The organism is Mesorhizobium sp. WSM4833, assembly GCF_055811095.1.
Map to the genome: position 1 here is coordinate 294106 of NZ_JBVVQG010000001.1, position 14738 is coordinate 308843.

The window sequence follows — 14738 nt, forward strand, 5'->3', positions numbered from 1 at the left end:
GTCAGTTTCCTGTCGCCGGCAGGTCTCCTGGCTCACGGATCAGCGTCCTTCCCCACCTTCCCGAAGAAAAATCTTCAGTGGCATATGGAGAGGACTACCGCACACAGTTGCGGGGGCAGCCACGGCATTGGGCGAAATCCGCCCTTACCGCATTCCCTCTTGGCTCCAAAATGGAACCGGCGACACCGGCGACTATAGGCAGAATCCTCGCGTCCGGCAAACCAAATTCCGCCGGCGACCGTTGCGAATGCGCCATGAAGGTCAAAGCGATTTCGGCAGATAGCGCCACGTCACGAAGCCGCAGACCGCCGCCAGCAGGCCGAGCGTGACGAACACCGAGCCCAGGCCGAAGAAGGCCAGCACCACCGAATAGACCAGCGGCGGCGTCAGCTCGGAAAAGTCGAGATAGGTGCGATAGACCGCCGCCATCTGCGATCTTTCATAGGAGCGCACCGAGCGCATGAAGGCGGTCGAGCCGAGCGCGTCGAGCGCAATGGTGAAGAAGGCGCCGCAGAGCAGGAAGGCGCCGGTCAGCAGCGGCACGGTTTCGCCGACGAAGCCCGCCGCCAGAAGCGCGACCGACATGGCGAAATAGGCAAATGTCATGGTCCTGCGGCCGCCAAAGCGCTTTCCCGCCTTGCCCCAGAAAATCGCCATGAACAAAAGCGCGTTGCCGGCCGAAACCAGCAGGCCGCCGGCTAGCTTGCCCTCACCCGTAATGACCATGAACAGCGGCCCATAGACGAAGAACGTCGTCCAGAAACAGGAGCGCCCAAACGCGATCAGCCAGGCCAGCCTGAGCCTGGGCTGGGCGATGAAGCGGCCGATATTGGCGAGCGGATTGGCTGGTCGCGTCTTGCCGGGACGGATCGACGGGTTGTCGCCGAGCCGGTAGGTCCAGAACAATGCCAGCAGGGCTAACGCGAACACGGCCACCGCGCCATGCGCGGCATAGACGCCGAAGCGCGTGTAGAGGAAGATGCCGAGCGTCGGCCCACCGGTCCAGGCCAGCATCGACCACGCCATGCGCAGCGATTCGGCCTGCATGAAGTCGGTCTTGCGGATGTGGTCCATGATGTAGAGGTTGAGCGTGATCGACAGCGCGCTGGCGCCCATCACCCGGCACAGCATGCCGGCCAGTTGCCCGGCAAGCGTGTCGGTGACGAAGAACAGCGAGCCGATGGCCAGCAGGCAGGCGCCCGCCGTGTAGACCCAGCGCCGGGCGAAACGGCGGATCAGCATCGGCATGAACAATGTCACCGACAGGCCGAGCATCGCCACGACGGTGTAGAGGATCGAGACGATCTGCTCGTTGTGCAGGATCTCGTAAGCCTGGATCGGGATGACGCTCGACACCGTGGCGCGGGCGAAGGATTCGACCGCATAGAGCGAAGCGAAGGTGCGCGCGTCCGCGGCCCTGAGGGCCGGTAGCCAGATCGGATGGCGCACATGGGTGGACATTGCTTTCCCCGAAGCAGATTCACCGGGTCAAATCTGCCGTGGCGACCTCAGCGCCAATAAGAGGAAACCGACGTGCATCCGGCAAAAGCGAAGCCGGCCAAAGGCTTTCCGGCACTGGCCCAATGCCGCGGCTGATCCGGCGTTATCGGCAGGGTTGCCGGTCTTCTTTTGTCCTGGGCAACCGTGATAGTCCTCCAGCGGGGCTGAATCAGAATGCGAGACCATGAGCATCCAAACGCCGACCGCGCCCGTTCAGGATCGACCAAAGCGCATCGTCGCCATCGACATCGTGCGCGGCATCGCGCTGATCGCCATGGCAAGCTACCATTTCACCTGGGATCTGGAGTTCTTCGGCTACACCGATCCCGGCCTGACCGCCTTCGGCTGGTGGAAGATCTACGCGCGCTGCATCGCCTCGACCTTCCTGTTCCTGGTCGGCGTCAGCCTGTATCTCGCCCACGGCCGACAAATCCGCTGGAACGGCTTCTGGAAGCGGTTCGCCATGGTCGCCGGAGCCGCGATCGCGATTTCGGTCGTTACCCGCATAGCCACTCCGGACGGCTTCATCTTCTTCGGCATCTTGCACGAGATCGCGCTAGCCAGCCTGCTCGGTCTGGCCTTCCTGCGCCTGCCGGCGCTGCTGACGCTTGTCGTCGCCGCGCTCGTTATCGCCGCCCCCGTCTATCTGCGCTTCGAGGCCTTCGATCACCCATGGCTGTGGTGGGTCGGCCTGTCGGCGACCAATCCGCGCTCCAACGACTACGTTCCGCTGTTTCCGTGGTTCGGCGCGGTACTTGCGGGCATCGCGGTGACGAAACTCGCCGCAGGTGCCGGCCTGCTTGCCAGGCTTGCCAATCTGGCGCCCGGTCGCTTGGCCAACCCGCTGGTCTTCATCGGCCGGCACAGCCTGGCTTTCTATTTGATCCACCAGCCGCTGCTGATCGGCTGCGTCTGGCTGTTCTCGCAGATCATGCCGGCGCAGGTCGAAACCCCGCAGGTGAATTTCCTCAAAACCTGTCAGCTGTCCTGCGAGCAGTCGCGCGACACCGAGTTCTGTACGAGCTACTGTGTCTGCATGCTCGATACGCTCGAGGGCGAGTCCACGCTTGATAGGCTCTACAACAACGATCAGACTGCGGAGTGGAAAGCGCATTTGTCCGATCTCGCCGGCATGTGCACCGCCAAGACCGACAGCAAGTTGATGGAGGGAGGGGCCGAATGACCGAGAACCAGCCGAAGCCGGGGCTCATACCATGGCCGCCGCTGATCTACATCGCCGCCATCGCCGTCAGCATCGCACTGGGCCTGCTCTATCCCCTGCCCTGGATCGGCGACCTGCTGGGCGATATCCTGTTCGCGGCCGGCTGGGTGGCGCTGTTTGCCGTCGCCGCACTCTGGTTCACCGCGATCCGCACCATGATCCGGGCCAAGACCACGCTCAACCCCAACGCTGTACCCGATCACCTGGTCACCACGGGTCCCTTCGGCGTCACCCGCAATCCGATGTATCTGGCCAACACGCTGCTGTTGATCGGCGTCGCCTTTGTCTCGGGCATCGTGTGGTTCCTGCCGCTGGCGTTCATCGCCGCCTATGCCACGCAGAAGGTGGCGATCGAAGGCGAGGAAAAGGTGCTGGCGGCAAAATTCGGCAAGAAATACCGCGACTACGCCAAACGCGTGCGCCGCTGGATTTGAGCTGGCTTTCAAGCGGCCAATCTCCCCCCTCGTGGGGGAGATGTCCGGCAGGAGAGAGGGGGGCGCTGTCCCTCAAACTCTCTGCCTACGTATTCACGCCAAGCTCCACCAGCCGCTCCACACAAGACTCCTCGGCCTGGTCGAGTTCAGCCAGCGTCTCCTCGAGGTCGCGGCGTTTCTGCCGGAGATCCTCGCGCTTTTCCTCGATGCGCTTGATCATCAGGTTGAGCTGGCCGACTTCGCCGGGCGGCTCTTTGTACATCTGGATGATTTCGCGAATCTCGTTGATCGAGAAGCCAAGCCTTTTGCCGCGCATGATCTGGCGAATGAGCTGCCGGTCGGAGGGGCGAAACAGCCGCGTGCGGCCGCGCCGCACCGGCTGCACCAGCCCTTCGTCCTCATAAAAGCGCAGCGTCCGCGTCGACACGTCGAACTCGCGGGTCAACTCGGTGATCGAATAATATTCTCGCATTGCCACTCCCACACGCCGAAACACCGGGGCGATCGCCATGGCGGCGTCACCCTTCTGTCCCGAACCAAAACCCATGCCATGCCGGAATCGACATGGCGCCCCGCGCGAGCCTCGCACGGCATTTACGTAAAAGTCAATTGAGCCAAAAGGCGTGCCCTCAGGGCACGCCGAACCACCACGTGGCAATGCCGAGAAATGCAAAGAAACCGACGACGTCGGTAACCGTGGTGACGAAGACCGCCGAAGCGACCGCCGGATCGACCTTGAAACGATCGAGCAGCAGCGGGATCAGGATGCCGGCCAGGGCGGCCACGAACATGTTGATGATCATCGCCGCCGCGATGATCCCGCCCAGATTGGGATCACGGAACCAGGCTGCCGCGACGATGCCGATCAGGATGGCGAAGACGATGCCGTTGATGAAGCCGACACCCATCTCGCGGCGAATGATGCGGCCGGCATTGTAGATGTCGAGATCCCTGGTCGCCAACGCCCGCACGGTGACGGTCATGGTTTGCGAGCCGGCATTGCCGCCCATGCCGGCGACGATCGGCATCAGCACCGCCAGTGCCACGATGTGTTCGATCGTGCGGTCGAACAGGCTGATCACCGACGCCGCCAGGAACGCGGTCAGAAGGTTGATCAGCAGCCACGGAACGCGTGAGCGCGAGGTCGAAAAGATGCTGTCGGAAAGCTCTTCGTCGCCGACGCCGCCCATGCGCATCAGATCTTCCTCGGCCTCCTGCTGGATGACGTCGACGACATCGTCGATGGTCAGAACACCAACCAGCCGTTCGTTCTCGTCGACGACCGCGGCCGACAAAAGATCGTACTGCTCGAATTCCCGCGCCGCCTCTTCCTGGTCCATGGTGGCCGGAATGGCGTGCCGCGTTTCGTGCATCACCTCCTCGACCTTGACCGAACGCTTGGTGCGCAGGATCTGGTCGAGGTCGATGGCGCCGAGCAGCTTGAAGCTCGGATCGATGACGAAGATCTGGCTGAAGCGCTCGGGAAGGTTGTTGTCCTCGCGCATGTAGTCGATGGTCTGGCCGATCGTCCAGAACGGCGGAACCGCGACGAACTCGGTCTGCATGCGGCGGCCGGCCGTCTCTTCGGGATAATCGAGCGAGCGGCGCAGCCTGATCCGCTCGGTGAACGGCAGTTGGGACAGGATCTCGTCCTGGTCTTCCTGGTCGAGATCCTCGAGAATGTAGACGGCGTCGTCGGAATCGAGCTCCTGCACCGCCTGTGCGATCTGCGCATTGGGCAGATTGTCGACGATCTCCATACGGATCGCCTCGTCGACCTCCGTCAGCGAGGAGAAGTCGAAATCGGCGCCCAGGAGTTCGACCAGCGCGCGGCGCTGTTCGGGATGCAGCGCCTCGAGCAGGTCGCCGAGCTCCGACTGGTGCAGGTCGTCGACTTCATGCTTGAGGGTCAGCGTGTCGCGGTCGGCGATCGCCGCGCCGATCCGCGCCAGGAAGGACGAAAGCACGGCGCCGTCCTCGCCATAGATGTCGGCGTGGTTGTCCTCGGCGGCCCCGGCGCCGGTCGTCCGTTCGTGCTCGCCTTCCACCAGCGCCTCCCGCCACAAGAATCCCGGAAAAGGTGCAAATCAGGTCTAGAGCATCGGACCCAAAAGGGGAAACCGGTTTTGGGAGAATCCGACGCTCAAAAAGAAAGTGGCGTAAAGTGCGGGAATATCAACGAAATGCGTCCGGCCCGCAGCGGGCGAGACCGGCACAAATCGGATTCTGGGAAGAGAATGGTGCGGTCGAGAAGACTCGAACTTCCACGGGTTGCCCCACAGCGACCTCAACGCTGCGCGTCTACCAATTCCGCCACGACCGCACGTGGTAGAGCCGGAACCGACCGGCTCGCGGCGTGTAGCAAATCGTTTCCAGTGAAACAAGTGCACGGCAAGCAATAATGTCAGGCGATTGGCATAATGCTCCACAGGGCCCGAACGCAGCGCCGGAACTGGACGTTTGCGCCTGATATCGCCATATGGAAGGCAAGTTGATGTCGCCCAAAGGTGCGAGGCGTTTTTGGGCGCGCCATGGACAAACGAAAAGACGATACGCCATGACCGAACGCAGCCAGATCGCCACGTCGTTCCTGCCGCTTCCCGGCTCGGCACCGGTCGAATGGCTGATCGAGCCCGGCCTTACCGCCTATCCCGAGGCACTTGCCTTCATGGAGGCGCGCGCCGAGGCGATCCGCAGCGGCGCTGCCGGCGAAATGGTCTGGTTGGTCGAACACCCGCCGCTCTACACGGCCGGCACCAGCGCCCGTGGCGAGGATCTGATCGACGCCAGCCGCTTCCCGGTCTTCGCGGCCGGACGCGGCGGCGAATACACCTATCATGGGCCGGGCCAGCGGGTCGCTTACGTCATGCTCGACCTGAAGCGGCGGCGCGAGGATGTCCGCGCCTTCGTTGCGGCGCTCGAACAGTGGATCATCGGCACGCTTGCCGCTTTCAATGTGCGGGGCGAGCGCCGCGAGGACCGGGTCGGCGTCTGGGTCGTGCGGCCGGATCGCCCTGCTCTGCCGGACGGCTCGCCGGCGGAGGACAAGATCGCGGCCATAGGCATCCGGCTGCGGCGCTGGGTGAGTTTTCACGGCATCGCCATCAATGTCGAGCCCGATCTCGACCATTTCAGCGGCATCGTGCCTTGCGGCGTGCAGGACCACGGCGTCACCAGCCTCGTCGACCTAGGCCTTCCCCTGACCATGGCCGATCTTGACCTGGCGTTGAAATCCGCCTTCGAGGATGTGTTCGGTCCCGCCACGGCCTTGCCTGTCGAAGCCGAGCGCAAAGCCGGCTGATCTTCCGGATCCGGTACGGCTCAAATCAGTTGGGCAGAGGCCCACAACACGCCATAGCCATGGATGGCGAACACCGCCAGCAACGCCGCCGCCATGGCCAGCCGGTCGATGGTGCGGATCGGCTTCAGCTCGTGACGCGGCTTCACCCCACTGCTCATCGTCAGCAGGCTGAGGAGCGAAAACACCGCTCCCGTCGCGAGCAGGAAGGTGGCGGAAAAGCCGGCCTGCCAACCCACGGCCAGGAAAGCCGAGAGCAGGAAGAAGGAAGCCAGCGCCAGCGCGACCGGTCCCGGACAGATCTGGCGCAGCACCTGGCCGCCGTCGAACTTCCACACCGGCGCCAGATTGGCGATGTTGAACAGTGCGGCGAAACCCGCCAGCGTCGCCAGCAGGGCCGCCGCCAGCCGGTGACCTTCCGCGCCGGCAAAGGTGCTTGCTGCGATGGCGATCGGCACCAGGAAGGCGGAAAAGCCGGCGCCCATCAATGCCACGAAAGCCACTTCGAAACGGCTGTCATAGGGCCGCCCGCCAATGGCGATGCCGCCGAGCAGCGGAATGAAGATCATCCGCGCCCGGTTGTGGCCCATCAGCCGGAACGCCGCCATATGGCCAAGCTCATGCAGGGCGACCACCGATGTGAGGATCGCGGCCAGTGCCAAACCGCCGAAGTGAAGGCCGAAGAATGGCCACAGGATCAGCGCCGAAAGCCCGGCAAAGCCGACCTGGCTGAGCGGATGCTCGAACCAGCCGCCCTTGCGATACTTTCCGGTCCCCGCCCAGCGCTGCAGCTTGGAGAGTTCGCGGCGCAGGGCGAAATAGCGGAACACCAGGAAGGCAACGCCACGATAGCGATCGGTCTGGCTGAGCGTCACCCGCGTGCTGTTGCCTTCCGAAACGAGTTCGGCGGTTTCGCGAAAGTCCTTCCAGAACGAAGCGTCGAGTGCCGTATCCTCGATGACACGCATCGAGAAGCGGCTGCCTTCGACGACGTCTTCAAACCGCGACTTGCGTTCGATCGGCTTGCCGTCGCGACCTTCCCAGGACAGCGTGATGCGGGCCACGCCCTCGCCGTCCGGGGCCTCGGCGGACAGGATCTCACTGGACCAGCCGGCATCGCTGCCGAGCGGCCACAGCGCCTGCCAGAGGCGCTGCCGATCCATCGCCACCAGACGGGTCAGCCGGACCGTGCGCAAACCAAGCGGCACCGTCATCAACAGAAAGATCAGCCCGAGATTGCTGGCCACCAGAATGGCCGTGACGATGGGCGACACCTGGACGTTGCTCCCTGTCTTGCCGGGGCACTCTAACGTCGCTGCGGCAAGAAAAGCTTAACGGCGGAGCGGTCTTCGACCGCATGGGACCCACGGCGGCGAACGCCGCCAAATCACATGGCTCCAATCCAGATCGCCATGGAGACGAGAAAGGTGCTCATGCAAACCAGTGAGATGACATCCTGAACCAGATCGGTCATAACTCTCTCCTGTTGTTGATATGTTCGTATTTTGTTCTAATTTTGTTTCAAAGTCAACGGACACAATCCGGCCGTGTCCGAATTTCCGGGCGATCAGATCGGCAGGGTTAAGAAAAGGTTGACGGGCGAACGACGGTTGCCCAGCGCCGACCAGGGCACGACGAGACTGGGGTCAGGCCGAGCCGAGAATGGTGGATTTCGAGAACCGGAGCGGAGCGTACTTTTGGGTACGTGAGCACCGTTCTACCGCAACGGGGTAGAACGGGAAGCGCAGGAAGCCGCCTTTCGCAGGCCGGCCTCACCCCAGTATCGCCGTGCCCTAGAGCGGCACCACTTTGCCGTCGGCTAGCGTGACGCGCCGGTCCATGCGCGATGCCAGTTCGTGATTGTGGGTGGCGATCAGCGCCGCGAGGCCCGATTGCTTGACCAGCGCCGCCAGCGCCTCGAACACATAGGACGCGGTGACCGGGTCGAGATTGCCGGTCGGCTCGTCCGCCAGCAGTACCAGCGGCGCATTGGCGACCGCACGCGCAATGGCGACGCGCTGCTGTTCGCCGCCGGAGAGCTCGGACGGCCGGTGCGCCGCGCGTTTGCCGATCTGCATGTAATCGAGCAGCTGCGCCGCGCGCTCGGCCGCGTCCTTGCGGCTGAGCCCCTTGATGAGCTGCGGCATCATTATGTTTTCCAGCGCCGAGAATTCCGGCAGCAGATGATGGAACTGGTAGACGAAGCCGACATCGTTGCGGCGGATCGCCGTGCGCTCGTCGTCGGACAGCCGGCCGCAGGCGCGGCCGGCCAGGATGACGTCGCCGGCGTCGGGACGCTCCAGCAGGCCGGCGGTGTGCAGCAGCGTCGACTTGCCGGTGCCAGACGGCGCCACCAGCGCCACCATCTCGCCGCGCTTCAGCGAGAAGTCCGCACCATTGAGAATGGTGAGCTTTCGCGGTCCCTGGACGTAGTGCCGCTCGACGCTCTTCAGCTCGATAATGACCTCGGCCACTATTCGTACCTCAAGGCTTCGACCGGATCGAGACGCGCGGCGCGCCATGCCGGAAACACCGTTGCCAGGAAGGACAGGCCGAGCGCCATCAGGACGACATAGGTCGTCTCGCGCGGATCCATCTTCGCCGGCAACTGGCTGAGGAAATAGAGTTCAGGATTGAACAGCACCTTACCGGTCATCCACGAGAAGAACTGGCGGATCGATTCGATGTTGGTGCAGATCAGTACGCCGAGCAGCACACCGGCAAGCGTGCCGGTCACGCCGATCGCCGCACCCGTCATCAGGAAGATGCGCAGGATGGCGCCGCGCGACGCCCCCATGGTGCGCAGGATGGCGATGTCGTGGCCCTTGTCCTTCACCAGCATGATCAGGCCGGAGATGATGTTCAGCGCCGCCACCAGCACGATCAGCGTCAGGATCATGAACATGACGTTGCGTTCGACCTGCAGCGCGGAGAAGAAGGTCTCGTTGCGCTGGCGCCAATCGACCATGTCGATCGGCCGCTGCGCCGCCGCCTCCACTTTCGGTTTCAGCGCATCGACATCGTCTGGATTGTCGACATAGATCTCGATCGTCTGCGCCCGCCCGTCCATGTTGAAATAAAGCTGCGCTTCGGAAAACGGCATGTAGACGATGGACGTGTCATATTCGGACATGCCGACTTCGAAGATCGCCGCGATCTTGTAGCCCTTCATGCGCGGCGTGGTGCCGATCGGCGTCACGTCGCCGTCGGGCGAAATCAAGGTGATGGTATCGCCAAGCGTCAGGCCGAGATTCTCAGCCATGCGCTTGCCGATGGCAACGCCCTCGCCAGAATCGAAATCGGCGATCGAACCCTGCTTGATGTTGCTGGCAACGATGGCGATCTTGCTCAGATCCTCGCCGCGTATGCCGCGAACCAGCGCTCCGGTTCCGCCGCCGACATTGCCTTGCGCAAGCACCTGGCCATCGATCAGCGGGATGGCGTATTTGACGCCTGCTACACCGTTGATGCGGCTGGCGACCTGCGCATAGTCCTCCAGCGGCGAATCGAGCGGCTGCACGATCAGGTGGCCGTTGACGCCGAGGATGCGCGTCAAAAGCTCCGCCCTGAAACCGTTCATCACCGCCATGACCACGATCAGCGTGGCGACGCCCAGCATGATGCCGAGGAACGAGATCGAGGCGATCACCGAGATCACCGTCTCCTTGCGCCGCGAGCGCAGATAGCGCCAGGCGACCATGCGCTCGAAGATGGAAAAGGGTCCGGCGCCGACCGATCTTGCCGCCACCGCCTCGCTCATGCGGCGACACCGAAGCGCTTCTTCGCGTCCGCGATCGGCAGCGTCTCGCGCTCGCCGGTCTTGCGGTTCTTGATCTCGATCTCGCCGGCGGCGACACCGCGCGGTCCGACGATCACTTGCCAGGGAAGGCCTATCAGGTCGGCGGTGGCGAACTTGCCGCCGGGCCGCTGGTCGGTGTCGTCGTAGAGCACGTCCTTGCCGGCGGCGACGAAAGCGGCATGCAGTTCGTCACAGACGCCGTCGCACTCGGCGTCGCCCGCCTTCATGTTGATCAGTCCGATGTCGAACGGCGCCACCGCCTCCGGCCAGATGATGCCGTTGTCGTCATGGCTGGCTTCGATGATCGCCGCGACCAGCCGCGACGGACCGATGCCGTAGGAGCCGCCGGAGACGAAATGATCCTTGCCGTCGGGTCCGGTCACCTTGGCGCCCATGGGCTTGGAATATTTGTCGCCGAAATGGAAGATGTGGCCGACCTCGATGCCGCGCGCCGAAACCTTGTCGCTCTCGCCGATCTTCTCCCACGCCGCCTCGTCATGCATCTCGTCGGTGGCGGCGTAGGGCGTCGTCCATGTCTTGACGATGTCGGCGATCTCGGCGTCGTTGGCAAAATCGGTGTTGGCGCCGGGCACATCGATCGCAAGATAGTCGCGGTGGCAGTAGACCTGGCTCTCGCCGGTGTCGGCCAGGATGATGAATTCATGGCTGAGATCGCCGCCGATCGGCCCGGTGTCGGCCCGCATCGGTATTGCCTGCAGCCCCATGCGCGTAAAAGTCCGAAGATAGGACACGAACATCCTGTTGTAGGCCGCCTTGGCACCTTCGAAGTCGAGATCGAAGGAATAGGCGTCCTTCATCAGGAACTCGCGCGACCGCATGACGCCGAAGCGCGGCCGCACTTCGTCGCGGAACTTCCACTGGATGTGGTAGAGATTGAGCGGCAGGTCCTTGTAGGACTTCACATAGGCGCGGACGATCTCGGTGACCACTTCCTCATTGGTCGGGCCGTAGAGCATGTCGCGGTCCTGCCGGTCCTTGATGCGCAGCATCTCCTTGCCGTAGTCGTCATAGCGGCCGCTTTCGCGCCACAGATCGGCCGACTGGATGGTCGGCATCAGGATTTCCAGCGCACCGGCGCGATCCTGCTCCTCGCGGATGATGCGGCAGACCTTGTCCAGCACCCGCTTGCCGAGCGGCAGCCACGAGAAACTGCCCTGCCCCTGCTGGCGGATCATGCCGGCGCGCAGCATCAGCCGGTGCGAGACGATCTCGGCCTCGCGCGGATTTTCTTTGAGGATCGGCAGGAAATAGCGCGACAAACGCATGGACAGGTCCGTGAGTGAGGAGGGCCGCGTCAGAATCGGCGCGACTTTGGCTTGCTTGACCCGGCTTCATAGCCATTTCAAGGCGGAATGGGAACCCGGACGCTTCGGCCCGAAAAGCGGAATCGATTTCCAAAAAACATGGGTAGCCGGGATCAGAAGCGTCGCACCGCCGTTCGCCCGTCCAGAAGACCCATGGCGCTGCAAGGCCTCCCGGTCACTGTGCGCGTCTTGGTGATCGTTCGCCAAGCAACGCCTGCCACACTATTGTGCAGTGCAGCACGAGAATGCCCGTTTCAAGGCAAAATTCTTCGTGACATTTTCATTCGCCTTAGGCTAATGTACCTCGATAACCGAGAGGGCAGAAAAAAATCTGCTCTCCTACGCGGTCAAAGTCTTGGGAGGATGCGATCTAGGCGCGGTTACTCGCTGCCGCCGGAAACCGGAAACAGATCGGACGCGTTTAAATTGCAAGGCCTCGTGCCTTGCATTTTTTTTGTGCAATCATCTGCTTAGCGCAACGCGTTGCCAAACCACCTTACCCAGCGTCAGCGCTCGTCAGGCCGCAAAACGGCACGACATTCCCCGCCGAAACCCGCCCGGTTCCGACATATGAAAACGCCGTCGCTGGACAGTCTATTTAACCGGCGTCTGGCTGAATTCCGGCACGATGTGCGGGATGTCGTTGAGGCTGTATCCCAGCCCATGCGTCAGGCCATAGAAAATGCCCATCAGGATCGCGGTGGCGATGGTGGTGCGGATCACGGCGCGCAGCATGTGAGGCCCACGCGGCGCGCTCGGAACCGTGCCGAGCGTCACGTCGTGATCGTCGTCCTGCGTCCTCACGCTGAACGGCAGCACGGCGAACAGCACCACCCACCAGGTCGCGAAAAACAGGGCGGTGAACGAAACCCAGCTCATGATTGCTCCAGTTCGATCAGCGTGCCGAAGAAATCCTTCGGATGCAGGAACAGCACCGGCTTGCCGTGCGCGCCGATCTTCGGATTGCCGTCGCCCAGCACGCGGGCGCCGGCGGCCTTGAGCTGATCGCGCGCGGCCAGGATGTCGTCGACCTCATAGCAAAGGTGATGCATGCCGCCGGAGGGGTTCTTCTCCAGGAAGGCGGCGATCGGCGATCCCTCGCCCAAAGGCTCCAGAAGTTCGACCTTGGTGTTGCCGACATTGACGAACACCACCGTCACCCCGTGCTCCGGCAGCGCCTGCGGCGCCGTCACCTCCGCGCCGAGCGTGTTGCGGTAGGCCGCTACGGCAGCAGCCAGATCCGGCACGGCAAGCGCGACATGGTTCAGACGTCCGAGCATAGGTTTTCCCCAGGGCAGTATGGCAATAGGGCAGTATGGCAATAGGGGAAAAGCTGACCTGCCTCGTATCGAAATCCCTACTGCCCTACTCCCTTACTGCCCTACTCCCCTCAGCGAGTGACGAACACCGTCACCAACGGCTTCTTGCCCCAGGCTTCGTTGGCGGCGCCGCGCACGGCGCGCCGCACTGCTTCCTGCACCAGGTCGAGGTCTTTTCGGCGCTGACGGGGGATCGAGTCCACCGCGCCGATTGCCGCATCGATCATCAGATCTTCCAGCGACTCGCCACGGCCATCGGCCTCGGCGACGCCGATGGCGACCAAATCGGGGTCGCCGGCAAGCTCATATTTGTCGTCCAGCACGACATTGACCGCCACGTGGCCGGCAAAGGACAATTTGCGCCGGTCGCGGATGCCCATCGCCTGATCGGTGCCGATCAGTCTGCCATCCTTGTAGATACGGCCGAACGGCACCTGATCCATGATTGTGGCTGGGCCGGGAGCAAGCCTGAGCATGTCGCCGTCGCGCACCTGCGCCACCTGGCCGATGCCCGATGTCGACATCAGCGAGCCCTGCGCCACCAGATGTGCCGCCTCGCCATGCACGGGAACGCCGATCTGCGGGCGCACCCATTCATACATCTTGCGCAATTCGCTGCGCCGCGGATGGCCGGAGACATGCACCAGCGCATCGCCGTCCTCGATGATCTTGACGCCGAGGTCGATGAGACGGTTCTTGATCTCGAGGATCGCCTTCTCGTTGCCGGGAATCGTACGCGAGGAAAACACCACCGTGTCGCCTGCCGTCAGCGATACCGACTTCATCTCTTCGCGCGACAGCTTGGCCAGTGCGGCCAGCGGCTCGCCCTGGCTGCCGGTGCAGATGATGACCAGGTTTTCGCGCGGGATGAAACCAAAATCCTCCTCGGCGATGAACTCCGGCAGACCGTCCATGTAGCCGAGTTCGCCGGCCACATCGATGACCCGCTTCAGCGAACGGCCAAGCACCAGGCACTGGCGTCCGGCATCGCGGGCCGCTTTGGCGATCGAGACGATGCGTCCGACATTGGAGGAGAACGTAGTGACGGCGACGCGGCCCTTGGCAGCCTGGATGACGCCCTTGAGGCCCTCGCCCACAGCCACTTCCGAAGGCGACTCGCCTTCGCGCAGCGCATTGGTCGAATCGCAGATCAGCGCCAGAACGCCCTTGTCGCCATAGGCGCGGAAACGCGCCTCGTCGGTCTTCGGCCCGATCGTCGGCTCCGGATCGATCTTCCAGTCACCGGTATGGATGACGGTGCCTGCCGGCGAGGTGATCGCCAGCGACATCGGCTCGGGAATCGAGTGCGCGACCGGAATGGCTTCGATCTCGAAGGGGCCGACGGTGAATTTCTCGCCCGCCCGGTAAATCGTGACCGGTATTTTCGGTGCGCCCTGCTCGCCTTGCCGCTTGGCTTCCAGCAGACCGGCGCTGAACGGCGTCATCCAGACCGGCGCCTTCAGCTTCGGCCATGTGTCGAGCAGCGCGCCGTAATGGTCTTCATGCGCATGCGTGATGATGATGCCGCGCAGATTGGCGAGGTTCTCCTCGATGAAGCGCGTGTCGGGCAGCACCAGGTCGACGCCCGGCAGGCTGGCATCGGGGAAGGTCACTCCGACATCGATGACGATCCATTCGCGCGCGCTGGGCGGTCCGTAGCCGTAAAGAGCGAAGTTCATGCCGATCTCGCCGACGCCGCCGAGCGGCACGAAGACGAGTTCGGCGTTTTCCGCTTTCGCCATGATTTTTCCCTTCCTGGCCCTCAGGCCAAGCTCAAAAGCAATTCCGGGAAAAGTGTGTAACGGTTTTCCCACCGGAGTTGCGCAAAAACAAACAGTTAG

At 63.1% G+C, this 14738-nt stretch carries 13 protein-coding genes, 1 tRNA gene and 1 riboswitch; of the genes, 3 read left to right on the forward strand and 11 right to left on the reverse strand.

What is annotated here, in order from left to right; all coding sequences use genetic code 11:
• Window positions 1-205, reverse strand: a riboswitch (cobalamin riboswitch).
• Between the two features lie 56 nt (window positions 206-261).
• Window positions 262-1461 carry an MFS transporter gene (locus AC0L2D_RS01500; RefSeq protein ID WP_473540186.1) on the reverse strand — a complete coding sequence of 400 codons (1200 nt, stop codon included), beginning with the start codon at window positions 1459-1461 and terminating at the stop codon, window positions 262-264.
• Between the two features lie 223 nt (window positions 1462-1684).
• On the opposite strand from AC0L2D_RS01500, the gene AC0L2D_RS01505 reads away from it, so the two are divergent.
• Together AC0L2D_RS01505 and AC0L2D_RS01510 are read left to right on the forward strand one after the other, a co-directional pair.
• Window positions 1685-2683 carry a heparan-alpha-glucosaminide N-acetyltransferase gene (locus AC0L2D_RS01505; protein WP_063168230.1) on the forward strand — a complete coding sequence of 333 codons (999 nt, stop codon included), beginning with the start codon at window positions 1685-1687 and terminating at the stop codon, window positions 2681-2683.
• Window positions 2680-3156, forward strand: coding sequence for a methyltransferase family protein (locus AC0L2D_RS01510; RefSeq protein WP_024501351.1), 477 nt, complete (start codon window positions 2680-2682; stop codon window positions 3154-3156). Before AC0L2D_RS01505 ends, AC0L2D_RS01510 begins: the two co-directional genes overlap by 4 nt.
• Window positions 3157-3241: 85 nt before the next feature.
• Here the strand turns inward: AC0L2D_RS01510 and AC0L2D_RS01515 are convergent, their stop codons facing one another.
• From AC0L2D_RS01515 to AC0L2D_RS01525, 3 genes are all read right to left on the reverse strand, one after another.
• Window positions 3242-3628 carry a MerR family transcriptional regulator gene (locus AC0L2D_RS01515; protein WP_013531113.1) on the reverse strand — a complete coding sequence of 129 codons (387 nt, stop codon included), beginning with the start codon at window positions 3626-3628 and terminating at the stop codon, window positions 3242-3244.
• Window positions 3629-3785: 157 nt separating this feature from the next.
• A complete protein-coding gene (gene mgtE / locus AC0L2D_RS01520; protein WP_013531112.1) occupies window positions 3786-5204 on the reverse strand; it encodes a magnesium transporter in 1419 nt (472 codons plus the stop codon).
• A gap of 190 nt (window positions 5205-5394) precedes the next feature.
• Window positions 5395-5479: transfer RNA gene (locus tag AC0L2D_RS01525), tRNA-Leu, on the reverse strand.
• A 234-nt stretch (window positions 5480-5713) separates the two neighbouring features.
• On the opposite strand from AC0L2D_RS01525, the gene lipB reads away from it, so the two are divergent.
• A complete protein-coding gene (gene lipB / locus AC0L2D_RS01530; RefSeq protein ID WP_027160542.1) occupies window positions 5714-6457 on the forward strand; it encodes a lipoyl(octanoyl) transferase LipB in 744 nt (247 codons plus the stop codon).
• 20 nt (window positions 6458-6477) lie between these two features.
• On the opposite strand, the gene AC0L2D_RS01535 is transcribed toward lipB, so the two are convergent.
• The 7 genes from AC0L2D_RS01535 to AC0L2D_RS01565 all read right to left on the reverse strand — a co-directional run bounded on the left by AC0L2D_RS01535 (window position 6478) and on the right by AC0L2D_RS01565 (window position 14639).
• Window positions 6478-7728, reverse strand: a complete 1251-nt coding sequence (locus tag AC0L2D_RS01535; protein WP_473540187.1) for a site-2 protease family protein — start codon at window positions 7726-7728, stop codon at window positions 6478-6480.
• 519 nt (window positions 7729-8247) lie between these two features.
• On the reverse strand, window positions 8248-8931 hold the full coding sequence (locus tag AC0L2D_RS01540) for an ABC transporter ATP-binding protein (RefSeq protein ID WP_027160544.1): 684 nt from the start codon (window positions 8929-8931) through the stop codon (window positions 8248-8250).
• Window positions 8928-10214: a lipoprotein-releasing ABC transporter permease subunit gene (locus AC0L2D_RS01545; protein WP_013531108.1), complete on the reverse strand. Its 1287-nt coding sequence runs from the start codon at window positions 10212-10214 to the stop codon at window positions 8928-8930. Before AC0L2D_RS01545 ends, AC0L2D_RS01540 begins: the two co-directional genes overlap by 4 nt.
• Window positions 10211-11539, reverse strand: coding sequence for a proline--tRNA ligase (gene proS, locus AC0L2D_RS01550; RefSeq protein WP_473540188.1), 1329 nt, complete (start codon window positions 11537-11539; stop codon window positions 10211-10213). The genes AC0L2D_RS01545 and proS overlap by 4 nt, the downstream gene beginning before the upstream one ends.
• Window positions 11540-12172: 633 nt before the next feature.
• Window positions 12173-12457: a DUF1467 family protein gene (locus AC0L2D_RS01555; RefSeq protein WP_473540190.1), complete on the reverse strand. Its 285-nt coding sequence runs from the start codon at window positions 12455-12457 to the stop codon at window positions 12173-12175.
• Window positions 12454-12858, reverse strand: coding sequence for a methylmalonyl-CoA epimerase (mce, locus tag AC0L2D_RS01560; RefSeq protein WP_063168232.1), 405 nt, complete (start codon window positions 12856-12858; stop codon window positions 12454-12456). Before mce ends, AC0L2D_RS01555 begins: the two co-directional genes overlap by 4 nt.
• Before the next feature lie 110 nt (window positions 12859-12968).
• On the reverse strand, window positions 12969-14639 hold the full coding sequence (locus tag AC0L2D_RS01565; RefSeq protein WP_013531104.1) for a ribonuclease J: 1671 nt from the start codon (window positions 14637-14639) through the stop codon (window positions 12969-12971).
• Window positions 14640-14738 lie beyond the last annotated feature (99 nt).

What these genes read in the sequence shown, in the direction of transcription:
- AC0L2D_RS01500 (WP_473540186.1), bottom strand. Translation starts at nt 1,461, where the DNA reads ATGTCCACCCATGTGCGCCATCCGATCTGGCTACCGGCCCTCAGGGCC.
- AC0L2D_RS01505 (WP_063168230.1), top strand. Translation starts at nt 1,685, where the DNA reads ATGAGCATCCAAACGCCGACCGCGCCCGTTCAGGATCGACCAAAGCGC.
- AC0L2D_RS01510 (WP_024501351.1), top strand. Translation starts at nt 2,680, where the DNA reads ATGACCGAGAACCAGCCGAAGCCGGGGCTCATACCATGGCCGCCGCTG.
- AC0L2D_RS01515 (WP_013531113.1), bottom strand. Translation starts at nt 3,628, where the DNA reads ATGCGAGAATATTATTCGATCACCGAGTTGACCCGCGAGTTCGACGTG.
- lipB (WP_027160542.1), top strand. Translation starts at nt 5,714, where the DNA reads ATGACCGAACGCAGCCAGATCGCCACGTCGTTCCTGCCGCTTCCCGGC.
- AC0L2D_RS01545 (WP_013531108.1), bottom strand. Translation starts at nt 10,214, where the DNA reads ATGAGCGAGGCGGTGGCGGCAAGATCGGTCGGCGCCGGACCCTTTTCC.
- proS (WP_473540188.1), bottom strand. Translation starts at nt 11,539, where the DNA reads ATGCGTTTGTCGCGCTATTTCCTGCCGATCCTCAAAGAAAATCCGCGC.
- AC0L2D_RS01555 (WP_473540190.1), bottom strand. Translation starts at nt 12,457, where the DNA reads ATGAGCTGGGTTTCGTTCACCGCCCTGTTTTTCGCGACCTGGTGGGTG.
- mce (WP_063168232.1), bottom strand. Translation starts at nt 12,858, where the DNA reads ATGCTCGGACGTCTGAACCATGTCGCGCTTGCCGTGCCGGATCTGGCT.
- AC0L2D_RS01565 (WP_013531104.1), bottom strand. Translation starts at nt 14,639, where the DNA reads ATGGCGAAAGCGGAAAACGCCGAACTCGTCTTCGTGCCGCTCGGCGGC.